16 protein-coding genes are annotated in these 19,262 nt (G+C 74.3%); 10 read left to right on the forward strand and 6 right to left on the reverse strand.

Going from position 1 to position 19,262, the window contains the following annotated elements:
• Window positions 1–62: 62 nt before the first annotated feature.
• From DVH02_RS04085 to DVH02_RS04110, 6 genes are read left to right on the forward strand one after another with little or no spacing between them, the layout of a single operon-like run.
• Window positions 63–1,754, forward strand: a complete 1,692-nt coding sequence (locus tag DVH02_RS04085) for a thiamine pyrophosphate-binding protein (protein WP_114622286.1) — start codon at window positions 63–65, stop codon at window positions 1,752–1,754.
• 9 nt (window positions 1,755–1,763) lie between these two features.
• Window positions 1,764–2,972, forward strand: coding sequence for a CaiB/BaiF CoA transferase family protein (locus DVH02_RS04090; RefSeq protein ID WP_114622287.1), 1,209 nt, complete (start codon window positions 1,764–1,766; stop codon window positions 2,970–2,972).
• A 3-nt stretch (window positions 2,973–2,975) separates the two neighbouring features.
• Window positions 2,976–3,692: a GntR family transcriptional regulator gene (locus DVH02_RS04095; protein ID WP_114622288.1), complete on the forward strand. Its 717-nt coding sequence runs from the start codon at window positions 2,976–2,978 to the stop codon at window positions 3,690–3,692.
• Window positions 3,689–5,206 carry a xylulokinase gene (locus tag DVH02_RS04100; protein ID WP_114622289.1) on the forward strand — a complete coding sequence of 506 codons (1,518 nt, stop codon included), beginning with the start codon at window positions 3,689–3,691 and terminating at the stop codon, window positions 5,204–5,206. The genes DVH02_RS04095 and DVH02_RS04100 overlap by 4 nt, the downstream gene beginning before the upstream one ends.
• A gap of 8 nt (window positions 5,207–5,214) precedes the next feature.
• On the forward strand, window positions 5,215–7,023 hold the full coding sequence (locus DVH02_RS04105; protein WP_114622290.1) for a gamma-glutamyltransferase family protein: 1,809 nt from the start codon (window positions 5,215–5,217) through the stop codon (window positions 7,021–7,023).
• A gap of 54 nt (window positions 7,024–7,077) precedes the next feature.
• A complete protein-coding gene (locus DVH02_RS04110; protein ID WP_114622291.1) occupies window positions 7,078–7,965 on the forward strand; it encodes an inositol monophosphatase family protein in 888 nt (295 codons plus the stop codon).
• Window positions 7,966–8,068: 103 nt separating this feature from the next.
• On the opposite strand, the gene DVH02_RS04115 is transcribed toward DVH02_RS04110, so the two are convergent.
• The 3 genes from DVH02_RS04115 to DVH02_RS04125 form a co-directional block, all read right to left on the reverse strand.
• Window positions 8,069–8,302 (reverse strand): hypothetical protein, encoded by a 234-nt coding sequence (locus tag DVH02_RS04115; RefSeq protein WP_114622292.1) that lies wholly within the window; start codon window positions 8,300–8,302, stop codon window positions 8,069–8,071.
• Between the two features lie 10 nt (window positions 8,303–8,312).
• On the reverse strand, window positions 8,313–9,032 hold the full coding sequence (locus DVH02_RS04120) for a TNT domain-containing protein (RefSeq protein WP_114622293.1): 720 nt from the start codon (window positions 9,030–9,032) through the stop codon (window positions 8,313–8,315).
• A gap of 162 nt (window positions 9,033–9,194) precedes the next feature.
• Window positions 9,195–10,112, reverse strand: coding sequence for a nucleotidyltransferase domain-containing protein (locus DVH02_RS04125; RefSeq protein ID WP_114622294.1), 918 nt, complete (start codon window positions 10,110–10,112; stop codon window positions 9,195–9,197).
• Window positions 10,113–10,242: 130 nt separating this feature from the next.
• On the opposite strand from DVH02_RS04125, the gene DVH02_RS04130 reads away from it, so the two are divergent.
• The 4 genes from DVH02_RS04130 (at window position 10,243) to DVH02_RS04145 (ending at window position 15,038) form a co-directional block, all read left to right on the forward strand.
• A complete protein-coding gene (locus tag DVH02_RS04130) occupies window positions 10,243–11,658 on the forward strand; it encodes a phytoene desaturase family protein (protein ID WP_114622295.1) in 1,416 nt (471 codons plus the stop codon).
• A 456-nt stretch (window positions 11,659–12,114) separates the two neighbouring features.
• Complete coding sequence (locus tag DVH02_RS04135; RefSeq protein ID WP_114622296.1) at window positions 12,115–13,593, forward strand: AlkA N-terminal domain-containing protein; 1,479 nt, start codon at window positions 12,115–12,117, stop codon at window positions 13,591–13,593.
• Window positions 13,594–13,618: 25 nt separating this feature from the next.
• Entirely contained in the window at window positions 13,619–14,155 is a 537-nt protein-coding gene (locus DVH02_RS04140; protein WP_114622297.1) for a methylated-DNA--[protein]-cysteine S-methyltransferase, read from the forward strand.
• 190 nt (window positions 14,156–14,345) lie between these two features.
• Window positions 14,346–15,038 carry a TMEM175 family protein gene (locus DVH02_RS04145; protein ID WP_114622298.1) on the forward strand — a complete coding sequence of 231 codons (693 nt, stop codon included), beginning with the start codon at window positions 14,346–14,348 and terminating at the stop codon, window positions 15,036–15,038.
• On the opposite strand, the gene DVH02_RS04150 is transcribed toward DVH02_RS04145, so the two are convergent.
• From DVH02_RS04150 to DVH02_RS04165, 3 genes are all read right to left on the reverse strand, one after another.
• Window positions 14,935–16,338, reverse strand: a complete 1,404-nt coding sequence (locus DVH02_RS04150) for a hypothetical protein (protein ID WP_233518027.1) — start codon at window positions 16,336–16,338, stop codon at window positions 14,935–14,937. The two genes, DVH02_RS04145 and DVH02_RS04150, sit on opposite strands and share 104 nt — an antisense overlap.
• Before the next feature lie 849 nt (window positions 16,339–17,187).
• The gene (locus DVH02_RS04160; protein WP_114622299.1) at window positions 17,188–18,420 is read right to left on the reverse strand and encodes a DNA polymerase III subunit beta family protein; all 1,233 of its coding nucleotides are present in this window, start codon (window positions 18,418–18,420) and stop codon (window positions 17,188–17,190) included.
• Between the two features lie 64 nt (window positions 18,421–18,484).
• Window positions 18,485–18,952 carry an NUDIX domain-containing protein gene (locus tag DVH02_RS04165; protein WP_233518032.1) on the reverse strand — a complete coding sequence of 156 codons (468 nt, stop codon included), beginning with the start codon at window positions 18,950–18,952 and terminating at the stop codon, window positions 18,485–18,487.
• Window positions 18,953–19,262 lie beyond the last annotated feature (310 nt).

Below are 19,262 nucleotides of genomic sequence, written 5' to 3' on the forward strand. Positions count from 1 at the left end.
CCGCCGGCCGTACCCGTACCCCCGTCCGACCGCACACCCCTACAGAGAGCGGATCCTCGCAGATGAGTACTTCCAAGACCGGCGGCCAGCTCGTCGTCGACATGCTGACCTCCCTGGGCGTCGAGTACGTCTTCGGCGTCGTGGGCGGCCAGACCCTCGCCATCACCGACGCGATCATCGACACTCCCGGCATCCAGCTCGTCCACACCCGGCACGAGAACGCCGCGGCGGTCATGATGGACGCCTACGGCCGGCTCACCGGCAAGCCCGCGGCCTGCATCGCCACCACGGGCCCCGGCGCGACCAACCTGCTGACCGGCGTGGGCGGCGCCTACCGCGACTCCAGCCCCGGTTACGTACTGACCTGCAACAACAACGGCGAGAACATCCACAAGGACGACGCCCAGAACGCCGACCACGTCGCGCTGTTCAAGCCGCTGGTGAAGTACTCCCGGCTGGTGGCGCACGCCTCCTCGATCAAGCAGGCGATGGAGGAGGCCCACGTCAACGCGGTCACCGGCAACCCCGGTCCCGTGCACCTCGACTTCGCCCGCGACACCATCGAGGGGCTGATCACGGACCCGCCGACGGTGCCCGCCGTCCATCCGAGCCGCGCCTGGGTGAGCGAACGCCCCTCCGCCAACCCCGCCGCGCTGGCCAGGGTCGCCGAACGGCTCGCACGAGCCGAACGGCCGGTCATCTGGCTGGGCAACGGCGGCAACCGGGCGCGGGCGAGCGAGGACGTCCTGGCGCTCGCCGACGCGCTCGCCATCCCGGTCGTCACGACCTTCAACGGCATCGGATCCGTACCGACCACGCATCCCCTGGTGTTCGGCGCCGTCACCCGCATGGGCACCGCGCTCGCCGGCGACGTCCTGGACGACGCCGACCTCGTACTCGCGCTGGGCAACAGCCTCAACGCCGTCTCCACCACGCGCTGGCGGCGGGCCCTGCCCGAGGTGATCCAGGTCGACGTGGAACCGGCGATGATCGGGCGCTACTACTCCGAGATCACCCAGGGCGTGGTGAGCGACCTGGGCTCCTTCGCCCGGGACCTGGCCACCGCGGCCACCGGGTACGCGGCCGCGGCCAGGGAGGGGCGCGCCGGGTGGATCGCCTCGCTGGCCAAGGCGCGCGACGCGTGGTGGCAGGGCACCGAGGTGGCCGACGCCACCGCCGAGGGACCCCTCTCCCCGGCCGACATCGTCCGTACGCTGCGCGAGGTGGCACCCGAGGAGACCGTACTGATCCCGGACGCGGGCAACCCCGGTGTCTGGTCGTTCCTCTGGGAGATCCAGCGGCCGGCCAGCTACATCAAGCCCGTCGGGTTCGGGAACATGGGCTTCGCCCTCCCCTCCGCGATCGCGGCGTCGCTGATCGACCCGGCGCGCCCGGTCCTCGCGCTGATCGGCGACGGCTCCCTCGGCATGAGCCTGGGCGAGATCGAGACACTGGCGCGCACGGGCGGCAACGTCTGTGTCGTCGTCCTCAACGACTCCAGCTACGGCAACATCCGGCAGGAACAGGAACTGCACTTCGACGGCCGCACGACCGGTGTCGACTTCGGTACGGTCGACTTCGGGATGGCCGCCCGCGCGATGGGGGTCGACGGCGAGGTCGTCACCGACCTGTCCACGCTCCGCCGACGTGTGGCCGAAGCCTTCGCGGCGGGCACGCCCGTGGTGCTCGACGTGCCGATCGACCGCGACGTCAACGCCTGGACGTTCCCGTCGTTCACGGCGCGCAAGAGGTAGGGGAAGCACATGACAGCAACGAAGCCGAACGAGACTCCGGGACCGCTCGACGGCGTGCGGGTGCTCGACCTGTCGCGCTTCATCGCCGGGCCGCTCTGCACCCAGATACTGGCCGACTTCGGGGCCGAGGTGGTCAAGATGGAACGGCCGGACGGGGAGGACTCCCGCCATCACGGCCCGTACCACCGGGACGAGAGCATCTACATGTTCCTCTACCACCGCAACAAGTACGACGCCGCTCTGGACACCCGCCACCCCGAGGCGCTCGGGATCCTCGAACGGCTCATCGCGTGGGCCGATATCGTCGTGGAGAACTACCGCCCGGGGACCATCGAAAAGATGGGCATCGGCTACGAGCGGATGAAGGAACTCAACCCGGACATCATCCTGGTGTCGATCTCCGGCTTCGGCCAGACCGGCCCCGACTCGCGCCGTGCCCTGTTCGACGCCATCTCCCAGGCGTCCTCCGGGCTGATGAGCATGACGGGGGAGCCCGACGGCAAACCGACGCTCAGCGGCACCTACATCGCCGACTACACCACCGGCTACCAGGGCGCCATCGGGGCCCTGATGGCGTTCCTGCACCGCGAACGCACCGGCGAGGGACAGCTCGTCGACATCGCCTCCTTCGACACCATGTTCTCCGCGCTCGGCATCCGCCTGATGTCGCAGCTGATGCTCGGTCAGGACATGCCCCGCAGCGGCTCGCGGGACCTGCTGACGGCCCCGGTCAACGTCTACGAGGCCGCCGACGGCCCCCTTTACATCCAGGCGGGCACCGCCTCGCTGTTCCCGAAGCTCTGCGCCGTGATGGAACGGCCCGACCTGGCCGGCGATCCGCGGTTCGCGACCGTCGAGGGCCGGATGGCGGAGCAGGAGTACCTGGAGGGCGAGATCGGCGCCTGGACCGCGGGGCGTACGGTGGAATCCATCGAACGGGCGCTCGACGAGGCGGGCATCCCCTACGCGAAGGTCGCCTCGGTGGCGGAGGTCGCCGCGTCACCGCAGATCGCCGCCCGTGACATGGTCGTCGAAGCCGAGCACCCCGAACTCGGCACCATCCGGATGCCCGGCAACCCGATCAAGATGGAGAAGACCCCGCCCATGGTCCGTAAGGCCCCGCCCCGGGTCGGCGAGGACAACGCCTACGTCTACCAGCACATCCTCGGCCTGTCCGCACAGGACATGGCCGGGCTGCGCGCGTCAGGAGCGATCTGAGTCATGTCGCGCGCCCCCAGGTACCAGGTCATCCACGACGACCTCGTCTCACAGATCCGCTCCGGCATCCTGATGCCCGGCACCCGGCTCCCGAGCGAGACCGAACTCGCCCGGCAGTACGGCGTCAGCCGTATGACCGTGCGTCAGGCGCTGGACCAGCTCGACTCGCACGGCTTCGTCGTGCGGCGGCAGGGCAGCGGTACGTACGTCAGCGAGCCCTCCGAACGCGGGCGGCGGCTCAACCGTCTGCGCTCCTTCGCCGACGAGATCTCCGGCACCGGGGGCGAGGCGTCCTCGCGGGTGATCCGCTGCGAGAGCGCCGCCGCGCCCGCCGAGGTGGCGGAGGTCTTCGGCTGCGCCGAGGGCGACACGGCCAACCACCTCACCCGGGTGCGTCTCATCGGCGGCGCACCCGCCGCCCTGCAGGACGCGTGGGTGCCCTACGCGGTCGCCCCCTCGCTGTGCCGCGAACCGCTGCTCAACGACTCCCTGTACCGCACGCTGACCGAACGCTTCGGCGTCGAGCTGCGCCACGCCGACCAGTCCATGGCGGCCACCGTGCTCACCGCGGAACAGGCGGCGCCGCTCGGCACCGATCCGGGCGGCGCGGCCCTGGAGGTGCACCGCACCACCTACGGGTCGCGGGGCGAGATCGTCGAGTTCACCACGAGCTGGACCCTGCCGGGCTTCCCGTTCCTGCTGCGGATCGACGCCGAATGAGCGCCGGTGTCGTCGCCGTCGACATCGGCACATCGGCTGTCAGGGCCGCCGTGGTCGACGCCGAGGGAAGAGTCCTCGCGCACGAGCGCGTCGTCCGCGGATCGGGGCTGGGCGGCGACAGCTTCGACGCCATGGAGCTGGACCGCGACGTGCGCGCGGCGCTCGCGGGGGTGTCCGGGCAGGCTTCCGGGCGGTCTTCCGGGCGGTCGGCCCCCGCCGCGCTGGCCGTGGCCGCCCACATCGGGACGGTCGCCGTCGACGCCGACCTCCGGCCCGTGGGCCCCGGCAGCGGCTGGGCGGACTCCCGGGGCATCCCGCGGCTCGCCGCGCTCGGCGCGGACACGGTGCGGCGACTGCTGCACGCGGCGGGCCGTCCCGCGCTGACGGGCGGCGCCCTCGCCCACCTGCTGGAAATGGAGGCGTCGCGCACGGCGAGGGTGCACGCCCTGCTGTCCCCCAAGGACTTCGTCCTCGCGCGCCTCACCGGCCGTCTCACCACCGACACCATCAGCGCCGCCTACACCCTCGCCTCCGACGTGCGCCGCCGCGAGTGGAACCTCGGCCTGCTCGCCCGGACGGGGCTGGACCCCGCGCTGCTGCCGCCCCAGTCGGAGCCGTCGGCCGTGGTCGGCGCGCTCACCGAGGAAGCCGCCCGCGCCACGGGCCTGCCGGTCGGACTCCCCGTCGTCGCGGGCGGACCCGACGGCTCCGTCGGCATCGGACTGCTCCTCGGCGAGAACGAGGACGTCATCGCCGACATCGCCGGCACCACCGACGTCGTCGGCCGCCTCCTTCCCGGCTCCGACGACCCACCGGACGGCGCCGTGCTCAACCCCTCCGTCCTGACCGGGCGGTTCGTCGCGGGCGGGGCGACCGGGCTCACCGGAGGCGCCGTCGCGCGGTGGCGCTCCCTGGTCGGCACGGTGGAGGACGAGGAACTCGCCGCGGTGCCTCCCGGCGCCCACGGCCTCACCGTTGTGCCGAGCATGACCGGTGCCCGCTTCCCCGACTGGCGGCCCGGCAGCCGCGGCGCGCTGCTCGGCCAGCGCCCCGAACACGACGCCGCCTGCCTGCTCCGGGCGGCCCAGGAGGCGGCGGCGTTCACCGTGCGCCAGGGAATCGACCGCCTCGACCCCTCGGGCGGTCTGCCGGTCGCCCTGGCCGGCGGCTCCTCACGCAGCGCCCACGTGGCGCGGCTGCGCGCCGACGTCCTGGACCGGCCGCTACTGGTCTGCGCCGAGCCCGACGTCACCCTGCTCGGAGCCGCCGCCCTGGCGCTGCGCGGCTCCGGGAGCGACCACGGCGCGGACGCCCTGCGCGCACGCCTCCTCAGCACCACACGTACCGTCGAACCCGACCCCGCCCGCGCGGCCCGCTACGCGCGGCTGCACGCCCGCTGGCAACGCCTGCGCGACGCGGCCGACGGCGCGTACGAGGAGTACGCCGCACCGGACGGGGAACACACCGCGCAGGACCCGGACGGGCGTGGCCGGTCCGCGCGGACCGCGACCTGAGAGGCCGTATGTTCACCACCCGCCCCACCCTCCAGGGCACCTTCGGCATGGTGTCGTCCACCCACTGGCTCGCCTCGCAGTGCGCCATGGCCGTCCTGGAGGACGGGGGCAACGCCTACGACGCCGCCGTGGCCGCCGGATTCGTGCTGCATGTCGTGGAGCCGCATCTGAACGGCCCGGCCGGAGAGGTGCCCATCGTGCTGGCGCCCGCCGGGGGAGAGGTGCGCGTGCTGTGCGGGCAGGGCACCGCGCCCGCCGGGGCGAGCATCGCGCACTACCGGTCCCTCGGCCTGGACCTCGTCCCCGGTACCGGCCCGCTGGCCGCCGCCGTGCCCGGGGCGTTCGACGCCTGGATGGTGCTCCTGCGCGACCACGGCACGCGGCCCCTCGCCCACGTACTGCGCTACGCGGTCGGATACGCCGAGGACGGCCACCCGCCCGTCGAACGGATCGGCGAGACCGTCGAGACGGTGCGCGCGCTGTTCGAGACGGAGTGGACCTCGTCCGCCGCCGTGTATCTGCCCGGCGGTCGCGCGCCCGAGCCCGGGACGCTGCTGCGCAACCCCGCCCTCGCCGCGACCTGGCGTCGGCTGACCGCCGAGGCCGAGCGGCGCGGCGGGGACGACCGGGTGGGCCAGATCGAGGCCGCCAGGGAGATATGGCGCACGGGCTTCGTCGCCGAGGCGCTGCTCGCGCAGTCCGGCCGGCCGACCATGGACACCAGCGGCTCCCGGCACACCGGCACCCTCACGGCCGTCGACCTGGCCGGCTGGTCCGCCACGTACGAGGCGCCCGTCACCCACGACTGGGACGGCTGGACGCTCTGCAAACCGGGCGGCTGGAGCCAGGGGCCCGTCCTGCTCCAGCAGTTGGCGCTTCTGCCGCCGCGCGCCGCCGACCTGCCGCCCTACGGCTCAGGCGCCTACGTCCACCGGCTCATCGAGGGCTGCAAGCTCGCGATGGCCGACCGGGAGGGCTGGTACGGGGACGCCGCCGACGTCCCCCTCGACACGCTGCTCTCCGCGCCGTACAACACCGCGCGGCGCGCCCTGATCGGCGAGCGCGCCTCGTACGAACTGCGGCCGGGCAGCCCCGACGGGCGCGCGCCCGCGCTCAGCGCGCACGTCCGCGCCGCCGCCTCGGGCCGGTCCACCGCGCCCGCGCCGGTGCTCCCCGGCGCGGGCGAGCCGACCGTGGCGGGCGACGGCGGCACCCGGGGCGACACCTGCCACGTCGACATCGTCGACCGCTGGGGCAACATGGTCTCCGCCACCCCCAGCGGCGGCTGGCTCCAGTCCAACCCCGTCGTGCCCGAACTGGGCTTCCCTCTCGGCACCCGGCTCCAGATGGCGTGGCTCGACCCCGGTCTGCCGAACTCCCTGACCCCGGGCCGCCGCCCCCGCACCACCCTCAGCCCCTCCCTCGCCCTGCGCGACGGAGAGCCGGTGCTGGCGTTCGGCACCCCGGGCGGCGACCAGCAGGACCAGTGGCAGACCCACTTCCTCCTGGCGCTCGCCCTGCGGCCCCCGGTACGCGGCGGACTCGACCTCCAGGGCGCCGTCGACGCGCCCAACTGGCACAACGACAGCTTCCCCGGCTCCTTCCACCCGCGCGGTACGCGCCCGGGATCCGTGACCGTCGAGGAGGGTACGGATCCGGACGTGATCGCGGAGCTGCGCCGCCGAGGCCACGACGTGACCGTCGGCCCGCCCTGGTCGGAGGGGCGGCTGTGCGCGGTCGCCCGCGACCCGGCCACGGGTGTCCTCTCCGCCGCCGCCAACCCGCGCGGCATGCAGGGTTACGCCGTAGGACGCTGACCGGTCACCCGGTGCGCCCCGCCGCCCGGCACGGCGGCGTGATTGGCTGGGCACATGATCGATGACTCTGTGTTCGGAACGGTTCCCCTGCGCGGCCCGGCCGACGGCCCCGCCGAAGGGCCCGGCGTGGCCGCCGTCGAGGCGGCGGTGCGCGCCGCGGCGGCGGCCGAGATCATGCCGCGCTTCCGGCAGCTGGCCGCGCACGAGATCGTGGAGAAGAGCGGCCCGCACGATCTGGTGACCGTCGCCGACCGGCTCGCCGAGGAACACCTCACGGCCGCCCTCACCGAGCTGCTGCCCGGCTCGGTGGTGGTCGGCGAGGAGGCCGTCCACGAGGACCCGGCGGTCTACGACGCGCTGCGCGGCGACGCGCCCGTGTGGATCGTGGACCCGGTGGACGGCACCCGTCAGTTCGTACGCGGCGAGCCCGGTTTCTGCACGCTGGTCGCGCTCGCGCAGGAGGGCGAGCTGCTGGCCTCCTGGACCTTCGCGGCGGCGCTGGACACGATGGCGATCGCCGTACGGGGCAAGGGCGCCGTCCTCGACGGCGTCCCGCTGCGCTCCGGCGCCCCCGAGCCCGGCGTGACGCTGCGCGTCGCGCACTCGCACCCGGACTACACCTCGCAGGCGCAGAAGAACGCCCTGCTGGGTCTGGACTGTCCTGACATCGAGGCCCGCCCCTGCGGTTCCGCGGGTCTTGAGTACCTGTCCGTGGCGCGCGGCGCGCTCGACGCGGTGGCCTTCAACTGGGAGCTGGCCTGGGACCACGCGGCGGGACTGCTGCTGGTGACGGAGGCGGGCGGCGCGCAGACGACGCTGGCGGGCGAGCCGTACCGCATCGCAGGCGGCAACGTGCTCCCGTTCACGGCGGCCCGGGACGAGCGCACCGCGCGGCGGGTACGGGACCGGCTGCGGGCCGGGGCGGCGCGGCACGCCGGTTGAGCGGGACGCCGGGACGCCGGGACGCGGGGACGCGGTGACGCGCGGGCGGACGCGGCGCCGGACCGCCGGGGGACCGGCCGGGGGAGCACGCGGGAGCCGGACCTCAGGTGAGCAGCCGGAGCAGCCGCTCGCAGGCCGCGCCCTCGCCCGGGTCGCGGGCGACGACCTCGTACACCCCCCGCTCGTAGGCACCGGTCTCCCACGCCCCGTCCCCGGCCCTGCGCAGGAACAGGAAGTCGGGGGGCGTGGGGACCGGTTCATGGACCCCCTCGATGCGGTAGTAGCCGTCGGGTACCCCGGCCGCGCTCAGCGCGGCCCGCAGCGTGTGGCGGTCCATGGCGGTGACGCTACGCGCCGGACGGCACGAGATAGCCCTGGTCCAGCAGCCACTTCACACTCAGCCGCTCACCCGGACCCGGGTCCAGGAACACCGGGTCGAGCTTGATCTGCTGACCCCGGCCCGGCTGCTCGAACCACGGGGCGATGCCGCCCTGCCACACGGTGAACGGCTTGACGACCTGGTAGACGTGGTAGTCGCAGGGGAACGCCGCGTCCCGGGTGTTGAGGTTCTGCGGCGGCAGCGCGCGCTGGGCGTACGCGTCACCGGCCGGCGCCAGGTAGGAGCCGAACTCGGAGCCGAACCGGTCCAGCCGCTCACCGGCGCGCAGCACGGTGACGTTCTTGTCCGGCACACCGTTCACGTCGGCGAACCCGTCGTTCGGCGGGTACTTCCAGCTGCCCGAATCGGCGGGCCCCTCCCAGTACTTCTTCAGGAAGGCCGCGGGCGACAGGTGCCCGGTCCTGTGATAGCCCTTCAGCAGCGGGCCGACCGGCTTCTGCCACCGGTCCGGCAGGTACTCGGGGCCGAGCCGCGCGTCGTCCCGGAACTCCCCGGTGCACGGCTCGTGCCGGGGCGGGAGCGGGATCGCGGCGGGGGCGGCCGGGGCGGTCGCCACGGCCCGGCCCCTCTCCACCGGCTGCTCCTGGGGAGCCGCGTGGGCGGCGGGCGCCATGGCCAGGAGGGCGGTGATGCCCAGCCCGGCCAGGAGCGTGCGCATACGGTTCACTGAACGCGTCCCTTCACATGCGGATGCCTCGTCGGACGACGAGGCGCGGTGACGCAGGGTAGTAGATCACGTGCGGTACGTGATACCCCGCCCCGGGGTCGCGTCGCGGGACCCGTGCCCGCCGCCGGTCGCCCCCGGTCGCCCCCGGCCGTCAGCCGCCCGTCAGCCGCCCGTCTGCGGCCCGGTGCCCGACGAGGCCCCCGCCTCCGGTCCCCGCTCCAGCACCGCCCGTACCTCCCGCACCAGCGCTTCCGCCTCCGCCACCGCCCGCGCGGCCGGTGCGCGGAGCGCCGCCGCGACGCGCCGGGCGAACTCCGGCGGGGTGTGCGGGAGGGCCGCCGCGGCGGCCGTCGCGCCCTTCTCGTTGAGGCACCACGTCCGGTGATGGGCGTGCAGACACTGGACGAGGACACCGAAGGCCCGGGACAGACACAGCGCCACATACAGCGCGTCGTCGCCCTCGCCCTCGCCCTCGCCCTGACCGTCGCCGTCGCCCCCGCCCCCCTCGCCGGTCGCGCCGCCGTCGCGTCCCAGCGTCTTGCGGGCGGCGGCCACCGAGAACCCCGCCTCCCACACCGCGCCGGTCAACGCCGCGCGCAGCGGCTCCGGGTAGTGCGCGCTCTCCTCCCGCAGACGCGTCAACTCGCCGTGCGGATCGGCCAGTACGCGGCAGAGCGCGACCTCCCCGGCGTACGCGGGCGACCAGAAGCCCAGCGGATGACCGGGCTGGATCCCCACCTCGTACCGGCCCTCCCGGCAGTCCGCCCAGACCCCCTCCACCCGGTCGAGATCGCGCAGGATCCAGTCCACCGCGACGCCGTTGACGGTCAGCCAGGCGCCGCCGTTCACCCAGGGCCCCCAGCCGCCGGGACCCGCGACCTCCACCGGCCCACCGCCGGTCACCTCCGCCGCCAGCGCGGTCAACGCCCTTACGTCCGGCGCCCCCCGGTAGTAGACGCCCAGGTCCCAGTCGGAACCGGGGCGCTCTGTGCCCCGGGCGCGGCTGCCGCCGAGGGCCACGGCGCGTACGCCCCGCACCCCGGTCAGCCGCGCCGCCATCGCCCCGATCACGTGCTCCATGGACGCCTCCGCCGGGCGGTCCGCTCGTGTGCTCATGGCCGGGGACCGTACCCGCCCCCGGGCTGTCGGTGCCCGGGAATATCCTGGGGTCGGCGGTAGGTGACCGACAGAGCTGACAGAGGAGCCGAAGGTGACGTCGATGCTCGATGCGGTCGTCGTGGGGGCGGGGCCCAATGGGCTGACCGCCGCCGTCGAGCTGGCCAGGCGCGGGTTCTCCGTGTCCGTGTTCGAGGCCAAGGAGACGGTGGGCGGCGGGGCGCGGACCGAGGAGCTGACCCTGCCCGGATTCCGGCACGACCCGTGCTCGGCCGTCCATCCGCTGGGCATCGGCTCGCCGGTCTTCCGGACCATGCCGCTCGCGGAGTACGGACTGGACTGGCTGCACCCCGAGTTGCCCATGGCCCACCCCTTCGACGACGGTACGGCGGCGGTGCTGTCGCGCTCCGTCGCCGAGACGGCCGCCTCGTTCGGCCCGCGCGACGCGGGGGCGTACCGGCGCCTCGTCGCCCCGTTCCTCGGCAAGTGGGACTCCTTCGCGGCGGACTTCATGTCCCTGCCGCTGACCGCGCTGCCGCGCGACCCCCTCACCCTCGCCCGGTTCGGACTCGTCGGACTGCCGCCCTCGACCTGGCTGATGCGCCGCTTCCGCGACGACCGCGCCAGGGCGCTGTTCGCCGGACTCGTCGCCCATGTCATCGCCCCGCTGGGCGGCTTCGCCACCGGCGCCGTCGGACTGGTCTTCGCGCTCGCCGCGCACGCGAACGGCTGGCCGATGCCGCGCGGCGGCTCCCAGTCGATCTCCGACGCCCTCGCCGCGTATCTGCGCGCCCTCGGCGGCACCGTCCACACCGGATACGAGGTCAAGCGCCTCGACGACCTGCCGCCCGCCCGCGCGTACGTCTTCGACACCTCCCCGACCGCCCTCGCGCGGATCGCCGGTCTCGGCCGCGCCTACGACGGCTACCGCTACGGCGCGAGCGTCTTCAAGATCGATTACGCGCTGGACGGGCCGGTGCCCTGGACGGCCGAGGAGCCGCGCCGGGCGGGCACCGTACAGATCGGCCCCAGCAGCCGGGAGATCGGGACGGCGCTGCGCCGGGCGTCGGGCGGGCAGCCGCCCGACACCCCGTTCCTGATCACCGCGCAGCCCAGCCTGGTCGACCCGTCGCGCGCGCCGGAGGGCAAGCACGTCTTCTGGGCCTACGGCCATGTCCCCAACGGCTGGCAGGGCGACTTCACCACGTCGATGGAGCGCCAGATCGAGCGCTTCGCCCCGGGCTTCCGCGACCGCGTCCTGGCCCGCGCCACGGCGGGCCCGCGCGAACTGGCCGAGCGCAACCCCAACTACATCGGCGGCGACATCGCCTGCGGCGCCGCCTCCGGACTCCAGCTCCTGCTGCGCTCCAAACTCTCCCTCTCGCCGTACACCACCTCCCACCCCGCCGTCTTCCTCTGCTCCTCGGCGACCCCGCCGGGCCCCGGGGTGCACGGCATGTCGGGGCACAACGCGGCGAAGGAGGTGTGGCGGCGGCTGCGCCAGGTCTGAGAGCCTGTCGGGTGACCTTCGATCGGAAAGCGGACGCGGTCTGGTGCGTGCGATTCCAAGGCGCCGGAGTGTCCTCGTAGCGGAGCTACTAGGGCATTTCGGCAACGCGGGAAGCGTGCGGGCCAGGGCGTGGCCGCCCGATCAGAGGTCACCCGACAGGCTCTGAGCCCCGGGGGTGACGCGGTGCGGCCCCCCGACGGCCGCCGGGGGGTGCCCCACCCTCCGCACGTCTGAGCGAAGACGTCGCGGTGTGGGACGCCGTGCGGGGGAGCGTGGTGGCGGTCTCACCGACCGGAACCTCCGATCCCGCCCGGGGCGTACCGCACGACCGGCCCTCCTCGGTACGGGCACACCCCGCCCCCGCTCGGCCCGCGGAGCTGACGGCCGCCCGGCAGGCCGAAGGGCCATGTCGTTTTCTCGCCAGTCGAGACGGTGCCGGTGCTGGATGATGGAGCCATGCACACCGACACCGAACGCTGTGTACGGGCCGTCAGATCCAACGACGCGAGGTTCGACGGCTGGTTCTTCACGGCCGTCCTGACCACCGGGATCTACTGCCGGCCCAGCTGCCCGGCCGTACCGCCCAAGGCCGAGAACATGACGTTCTACCCGAGCGCCGCCGCCTGCCAGCAGGCCGGGTTCCGCGCCTGCAAGCGGTGCCGGCCCGACACCAGCCCCGGATCGCCGGAGTGGAACGCCCGCGCCGACACCGTCGCCCGCGCCATGCGGCTCATCCACGACGGGGTGGTGGACCGCGAGGGCGTCCCCGGGCTCGCCGGACGGCTCGGTTACTCCGCGCGGCAGATCGAGCGCCAGCTCCTGGCCGAGCTGGGCGCCGGACCGCTCGCCCTGGCCCGCGCGCAGCGGGCGCAGACCGCCAGGCTGCTCATCGAGACGACCGCGCTGCCGATGGCGGATGTCGCCTTCGCGGCGGGATTCGCCTCCATCCGCGCCTTCAACGACACCGTGCGTGAGGTCTTCGCCCAGTCCCCGAGCGAGCTGCGGAGCCGCGCCGCGTCCCGCGCCTCCCGCACCGCCGACTCCCCCCGAGGGGTCATCTCGCTGCGCCTGCCGTTCCGCGCGCCGCTCACCCCGGACAAGCTCTTCGGTCACCTCGTCGCCACCGCGGTACCGGGCGTCGAGGAGTGGCGCGCGGGCGCCTACCGGCGCACGCTCACGCTGCCGTACGGACACGGCATCGCCGCGCTCACCCCGCGCCCCGACCACATCGCCTGCCGGCTCTCGCTCACCGACCCGCGCGATCTCACCCTCGCCATCAGCAGCTGCCGCCGCCTGCTCGACCTGGACGCCGACCCCGTCGCCGTGGACGAGCAGCTGCGGGCCGACCCCGAGCTGGCGCCACTGGTCGACAAGGCCCCGGGGCGGCGAGTGCCCCGTACCGTCGACGCCGCGGAGTTCGCCGTGCGCGCCGTACTCGGCCAGCAGGTCTCCACCGCCGCCGCCCGGACGCACGCGGCGCGGCTGGTGACCGCGCACGGGGTGCCCGTCGAGGACCCCGAGGGCGGGCTCACCCATCTCTTCCCCGCCCCCGCCGCACTGGCCTCGCTCGATCCCGGCGCGCTGGCCCTGCCGCGCACCCGGCGCACCACGCTCACCACCCTCGTCGCCGCCCTCGCCGAAGGATCGCTGCGGCTGGGAGCCGACAGCGACTGGGAACAGGCGCGCGCCCAGCTGGCCGAGCTGCCCGGATTCGGGCCGTGGACGGTCGAGGTGATCGCGATGCGCGGGCTGGGCGACCCCGACGCCTTCCTCCCCACCGATCTCGGCATGCGCCGGGCCGCCCAGGGCCTGGGCCTGCCGGCCACCCCCGCCGCGCTCACCGCGCGCGCGGCGGGCTGGCGACCGTGGCGCGCGTACGCCGTCCAGTACCTGTGGGCCACCGAGGACCACGCCGTCAACCGCCTGCCCGTATAGCCCCCACCAGGAAAGGAGACTCCCCATGACCACCATCCCGCGCACCGCGGACACGGCCCGGGTCGTCCACACGGTGATCGACAGCCCCTACGGCCCGCTGACCCTCGTCGCCACCGACGGCGCCCTGAGCGGCCTCTACATGACGGAGCACCGCCACCGCCCGCCCCAGGAGACCTTCGGTGTCCCCGATCCCGGTCCTTTCACCGAGGCGGCACGGCAGCTCGGCGCCTATTTCGACGGAGAGCTGACGGAGTTCGACCTGCCGCTGCGGATGGCGGGCACCCCCTTCCAGCGCGAGGTCTGGGCGGAGCTGGAGAAGATCCCGTACGGCGAGACCCGCTCCTACGGCGAACTCGCCGAGGCCCTCGGCAGGCCCGGCGCCTCGCGCGCGGTGGGGCTGGCCAACGGCAGGAACCCGGTCAGCGTCATCGTGCCCTGCCACCGGGTGATCGGTTCGACCGGCAGCCTCACCGGTTACGGCGGCGGGCTCGACCGGAAGCAGCGGCTGCTGGCCTTCGAGTCGGCGGGCACCGCGGGACCGGAGACCGCGACGCTCTTCTGAACGCGGCCCACGCAGCCGTCCGGCCGGATCCGTTCGAGGACCCGGCCGGGCACCCCCGCGTCCGGAGGCACCCCCGCGTCCGGCCGGGCACACCCGTGCGTGAACCGCCGTCCCGGGTCGCCGGTCCCGCGCCGTCGGTGTTCTACGTTGTGACTCCCCACGGCACAGGCACACTCCAGGGACGCGACGCATGAGCACCCTCAGCACACCGCCCGACGAAGCGGTGGGCGAACGCTCGACGGGACGGCTGTTCGGTCTCTCCGACGCGGTCTTCGCGATCGCCATGACCCTGCTCGCGCTCGACCTGGGCGTGCCCGAGCTGGGCGAGCACCCCACCGAGGGCGCCCTGCGCCACGCGCTCGCCGCGCAGGGCTCGCACTACCTGGCCTTTCTGCTGAGCTTCTACGTGACCTCCGTCTACTGGCGCCGCCACCACGCGGAGATGCGCGGCGTGCGCGTCACCCACCCGGCGCTCGTACGGCGCACGATGATCCTCCTCCTCGCGGTGAGCGCGCTGCCGTTCGCCTCCAACCTGCTGGGCGCCTACGGCAGTGAGGCCGGGATCGTGATCGCCGTCTACGCCGGGGTCAACGCCGTCGCGATGGGAGCGCTGCTGCTGATCCGCTGGACGGCGCGCCACCACGGGCTCGACGCCGGAGCCGGTCCCCGGCCCGAGGACCCCGAACTCTGGCTCGATCTCGTCGCGATGCTGCTCGCTGTCCCGGCCGGTTACCTCTTCCCCGGCCACGGAGTGGTCGCGCTGATGGCCCTGCTGGTCATCAGCGGCCGGGTCGGCTGGTTCGTGACGCGCCGACGGCGGAGAAGGGGTTCGGGGTCCGCCCCGTCCAGCGGTGCAGCACCGCGCGACCCGTCTGGAGGGTGACCCCGTCGACCCGTACCGTGCCGGTCTCGGCGACGTAGTAGCGCCCGTCGTCGAGCGAGACCAGCCCGTACTGCCCCGCCGACTCCCAGCCGTACAGCCCGGTCCCGGCGTCGTGCAGCCCCTGCGGCAGGAGCGACAGCAGTGGGCCGCGCTCGGGCGCGGGCTGGCCCCGGACGACGCCGTCGACAGGGCGCCTCGCACCGTCCAGGACGAAGAGCGCGTAGTGGGGGAAGCGCGGCTTGGTGCCCTTGTAGACGGCGAGCAGCCAGTTGCCGGTGTGCCGGTCGTACTCCAGGTTCTGCGTGCCGTAGGTGGTGTTGCCGGTGTACACGAAGTACTTGCCGTCGGGGGCGGCCGGGCCGCTGGTGTGCGGGGCCCGCTCGGTCAGCGGGCGCTCGTACTTCTTCCACCGCTTCACGTCGTACTGGAGCAGTACCTGGTGGTCGTTGTCCTCGCGGGCGGTGTGGGCGTAGACGCCGTACGCGACGGTGAGCCGCTCGCCGCCCGTGCCGTCCAGGGCCGGGCCGAAGGCGACCCCGTCGATGCCGCTGCAGCCGTAGCGGTGGTCGGGGGTGGCGGCGGTGTCGCCGTCGAAGACGCCGTTCCCGTCCATGTCGGCCGTGTAGTCCTCCACGACCTCGCGGAGATGGACGGTGGAGACCACACCCGTGTCGGCCGCGTCCATGTTCATCCGGGTGATACGGGCCCCGTCGAAGACGGCGATGTAGAACGCCTTCGCCGCCTTGTATTCGAGGGAGCCGTAGACCCGGCCGTCGCGTTCGTCGAAGTCCAGGTCGCCGAGATGGCCGGTGAAGCCGGTGACGGAGCCGAGGGGTGTGCCGCGCAGATCCGTCTTGACCAGCAGGTTGGTGAAGGAGAAGTACAGGTGCCCGGCGCGCCGGTCGACGGCCATGCCCTGCAGATGACCGGACGGCCAGGCGCCGCCGTCCACGGACGCGGGCAGCGGCGGGAGCTTCCGTGCGGTGGAGACGGGCGTGACGGGCGCGACGGGCGTGGCGGTGGCGGCGGTCGCGACGGCCGCCGCGGTCGCCACGCTCGCGGCGCCCGCACGGGCGACGCCGTCGGCGGGCGCGGTCCTGGGCCCGCCCCCGCCCGCCAGTATCACCGCGGTCAGCACGGCCGGTACGACGGCCCCGGACGCGCGCAGGACGGCGGCCGTCCAGCCACGCGCCCGGGAGCCGCCGGTGCGGGAGCCACTCGTTCGGGTGCGACGCGTCAGGGCGCGCGTCGAGGTGTCGGACGCCTGACGGTTCCTCGGTCTGCTGGATCGCGTGCGCATCGGGGCCTCCGCGAGTCGTGGGGGACTCCAGGATGATGCCGCCCCCGCGTGCACGGGGGACCAACGCGGTGTGAACGGCCCGGCGTGCCCCCGACGGTCCATCAACTCACCCGTGGGGAAAGGCGCTCACGGCTCGCCCGGCCCCCGGGGCCGGGCGGCGCGGAGCGTGATGGCGTCCGTCCGCGCGCGCTGTTCCTCCCCGGGCAGGCGCCGCTCCGCGTGGAGCATCCGCAGGACGGTGGCGAGACGTGCCGCGTCCCCGGGACGGCCGAGGCCGCCCAGATACGCGGGCAGGAGCAGCCCGAGCGCGTCGAGATCGGCCCGCGCGCACCGCCGCGTCAGCGGGAGCGGACCGGATCGTCGGCCGCCGTGCTCGCCGCCGTCTCCCCGGAGTCCCGGAGTCCCGGAGTCCCGGAGTCCCGGAGTCCCGCAGCCCCCTGGCCACGCACAGCCGCAGCCAGTCGCCGTACGGGCCCTGCGGTACGTCGGCCGGCCGCTGGGCCGCCTGCAGGAAGTGCTGACGCGCCGGGCCCGGCGCGCCGAGTTCGAGGTGGGCGCGGCCCATGGCGCCGTGCAGGGACGCGCAGAAGCCGCGTACGCGGTCGTCTCCCACCCGGTCCGCACGGTCCGGGCACACCTGGTTCCAGCGCGGTGTCTCCCACCCGGTCCGCTGATGACGGGCCACGTAGTGCGCGGCGACGCACGCGTCGTAGTCGTCCTCCGCCGCCCCCCACGCCCGCAGGAACAGCGCGCGCGCCTCGTCCGTCCTGCCCTCCGTCTCGGCGGCCATGCCGCGGGCGCACAGCCGTACGACGGGGTTCCCGGTGTCCAGGTCCTCGGCCATGTCGATCAGCCCGTCCGCTCCGGCAGGGCGACGGGCATCACCAGGGTGGTGAAGCCGCCCTGGTCCGCCGAGCGCACCACGACCGGTTCGGTCGCGGTGGCGATCTCCAGCAGGACATCGGGGCCGACGCTCGTCTCCAGCGCGGCGCCGAGCACGGCGGGACCGAAGCCGATCCGCAGCGCCCGGCCGTCCGTACGGGCCGCCTCCAGCCGGGTGGCCCCGGAGCCGTCGGGCAGCGCGACGGTCACCTCGTCCGGGCCGAGGGCCAGCGCGACGCCCGGGGCGTCACCGAGGGCGCCGAGGGCGGTCAGCAGCGCCGCCCGGTCCACGATCACCCGGTGCCGGTGCGGCGTCAGCTCCCTGAGCATCTCGCGGTAGGAAGGGAACTCGCCCTCGAAGAGCGGAAGTTCACGCACCTCCGTACCGTCCGTGTCCCGGGCTCGCGCGCCGTCGGGCCCCGCTTCCAGGGTCACCGCCGCGCACCGCGCCGCCCAGGCACCGATCTCCGTCAGCCGTTCCGCCGCCACCAGCAGGGGACGCGCCGGCCCCTCCACCGTCATCACCGGCTTCAGGCCCCGTATCGCCATGCGGTAGCGGTCGGTCGCCACGAGCCGTACCTCGTCCGGGTCGATCTCGACGAGGACGCGGCCGAGGACCGGGAGCGCCGGGTCCGTGCCGGCCGCCGGGACGACCTGCCGTATCGCGCTCGCCAGTTCGGCCCCGCCGAGCCGCACCCGGGTGGTGCCCGGGGCCGTGCCGTCCCCGGCGGCGGGGCAGTCCGGGCCCGGCATGGCGCGCAGCACGGCCGCGATCGCGGCGTCGGCCGCGCTGCCGCGCTGCCGTACGGTGGCGCGGTGCCGCTCCAGTACGGCGCGCGCCTCGGCCACCTCGCCGTCGAGGACGACCGTGACGTCCGCGAGCGGAAGTCCGGCCTCCCGCAGGCTTCGCAGCATATTGGCGCGGATCGCCTGGTCGGGGCTGTAGGAGCGGTAGCCGGTGACGGCGTCCACCCGGGCGGGCGCCAGGACGCGGCAGTCGTCGTAGAAGCGCAGGGCGCTGGGGGTGAGACCGACGCGCCGGGCGAAGGCGCCGATGCTCAGCAGTTCGGGCGGTGCCCCGAGGGTGAGATCGACGAGGGTGCCGCGCGTCGCGCCGCCCGTTGCGCCTGTACCGCCCGTGCCACTCGTACCGCCCGTGCCGTCGGTCCCGTGCGCGGTGTTGTCCGTAGTGCTGTCCATGGCGGCGATTGTCGGCGTTCACGCTGCCTGAAAGTCAACTCCGCCCGGGACCGGCCCGTTTCCGTCAGACGCGGTGGCCGTTCTCCAGCTCCACCGTGCCCGTGCCCGCGCCCGGTTCCAGCGCGTCGAGCGCGATCAGCACCCGCCGCCCGAGCGAGCCGGGCAGATACGCGGGGACCTCGGCGCGCCCCACCAGGCGCCACGACAGCAGCTCGTCCTCCTGGACGACGATCGCCGCGAGCCGCTCCTCGCTCAGCACCCCGCCGTCGTAGAGGTACGAGGCGACCGGCGGCCGGTTCTCCCCCTGCACCCAGTCCACGGTCAGCAGCCTGCCCGGCTCGATGTCGAGGCCGATCTCCTCCAGCGTCTCGCGCCGCGCGCCTTCGCGCGGGGTCTCGCCGTCGTCGGACTCGATGGTCCCGCCGGGCAGCGCCCAGCCCTCCCGGTAGTTGGGCTCGACGATCAGTACGCGGCCCGCACCGTCCCGCAGGAGCACGGCGGCGCCCGCGAGGACGCGGGGCAGCGAGGCGATGTACGCGGCGTACGCGGCGGCTTCGGCTTCGGCGTCGGACGCGTGGGCGGGAGCGGGGGCGGGGGGCTGGTGGGTATCGGTGTCCGTCACACCCGAAGAGTATCCGGGCCACAGGACCGCGCCTTACCCAGGCGAATGTCCCTGATCGGAGTGTGCTAAAGGAGTGTCCGCGAAGTAGCTCGGTCTGCCCGTAGGACGGGGTCGGCAACGTCGGGCACGCACGCGCACTCGCCGCGCTGCCGGAGTCGCCCCAGTAGGTCCAGCAGACGCCGCGAGCCCTGCCCCGCTGGCGGACGGCGCTCTTCGTCGG

Origin of the sequence: Streptomyces corynorhini, assembly GCF_003346515.1 — a bacterium.
Taxonomy (GTDB): domain Bacteria; phylum Actinomycetota; class Actinomycetes; order Streptomycetales; family Streptomycetaceae; genus Streptomyces; species Streptomyces corynorhini.

Excerpts from the sequence above, each read along its gene's own strand:
- DVH02_RS04090 (WP_114622287.1), top strand. The coding sequence starts at position 1,764 with ATGACAGCAACGAAGCCGAACGAGACTCCGGGACCGCTCGACGGCGTG.
- DVH02_RS04145 (WP_114622298.1), top strand. The coding sequence starts at position 14,346 with ATGAGCACCCTCAGCACACCGCCCGACGAAGCGGTGGGCGAACGCTCG.
- DVH02_RS04105 (WP_114622290.1), top strand. The coding sequence starts at position 5,215 with ATGTTCACCACCCGCCCCACCCTCCAGGGCACCTTCGGCATGGTGTCG.
- DVH02_RS04150 (WP_233518027.1), bottom strand. The coding sequence starts at position 16,338 with ATGCGCACGCGATCCAGCAGACCGAGGAACCGTCAGGCGTCCGACACC.
- DVH02_RS04135 (WP_114622296.1), top strand. The coding sequence starts at position 12,115 with ATGCACACCGACACCGAACGCTGTGTACGGGCCGTCAGATCCAACGAC.
- DVH02_RS04160 (WP_114622299.1), bottom strand. The coding sequence starts at position 18,420 with ATGGACAGCACTACGGACAACACCGCGCACGGGACCGACGGCACGGGC.
- DVH02_RS04085 (WP_114622286.1), top strand. The coding sequence starts at position 63 with ATGAGTACTTCCAAGACCGGCGGCCAGCTCGTCGTCGACATGCTGACC.
- DVH02_RS04110 (WP_114622291.1), top strand. The coding sequence starts at position 7,078 with ATGATCGATGACTCTGTGTTCGGAACGGTTCCCCTGCGCGGCCCGGCC.
- DVH02_RS04095 (WP_114622288.1), top strand. The coding sequence starts at position 2,976 with ATGTCGCGCGCCCCCAGGTACCAGGTCATCCACGACGACCTCGTCTCA.
- DVH02_RS04100 (WP_114622289.1), top strand. The coding sequence starts at position 3,689 with ATGAGCGCCGGTGTCGTCGCCGTCGACATCGGCACATCGGCTGTCAGG.
- DVH02_RS04140 (WP_114622297.1), top strand. The coding sequence starts at position 13,619 with ATGACCACCATCCCGCGCACCGCGGACACGGCCCGGGTCGTCCACACG.
- DVH02_RS04125 (WP_114622294.1), bottom strand. The coding sequence starts at position 10,112 with ATGGAGCACGTGATCGGGGCGATGGCGGCGCGGCTGACCGGGGTGCGG.
- DVH02_RS04115 (WP_114622292.1), bottom strand. The coding sequence starts at position 8,302 with ATGGACCGCCACACGCTGCGGGCCGCGCTGAGCGCGGCCGGGGTACCC.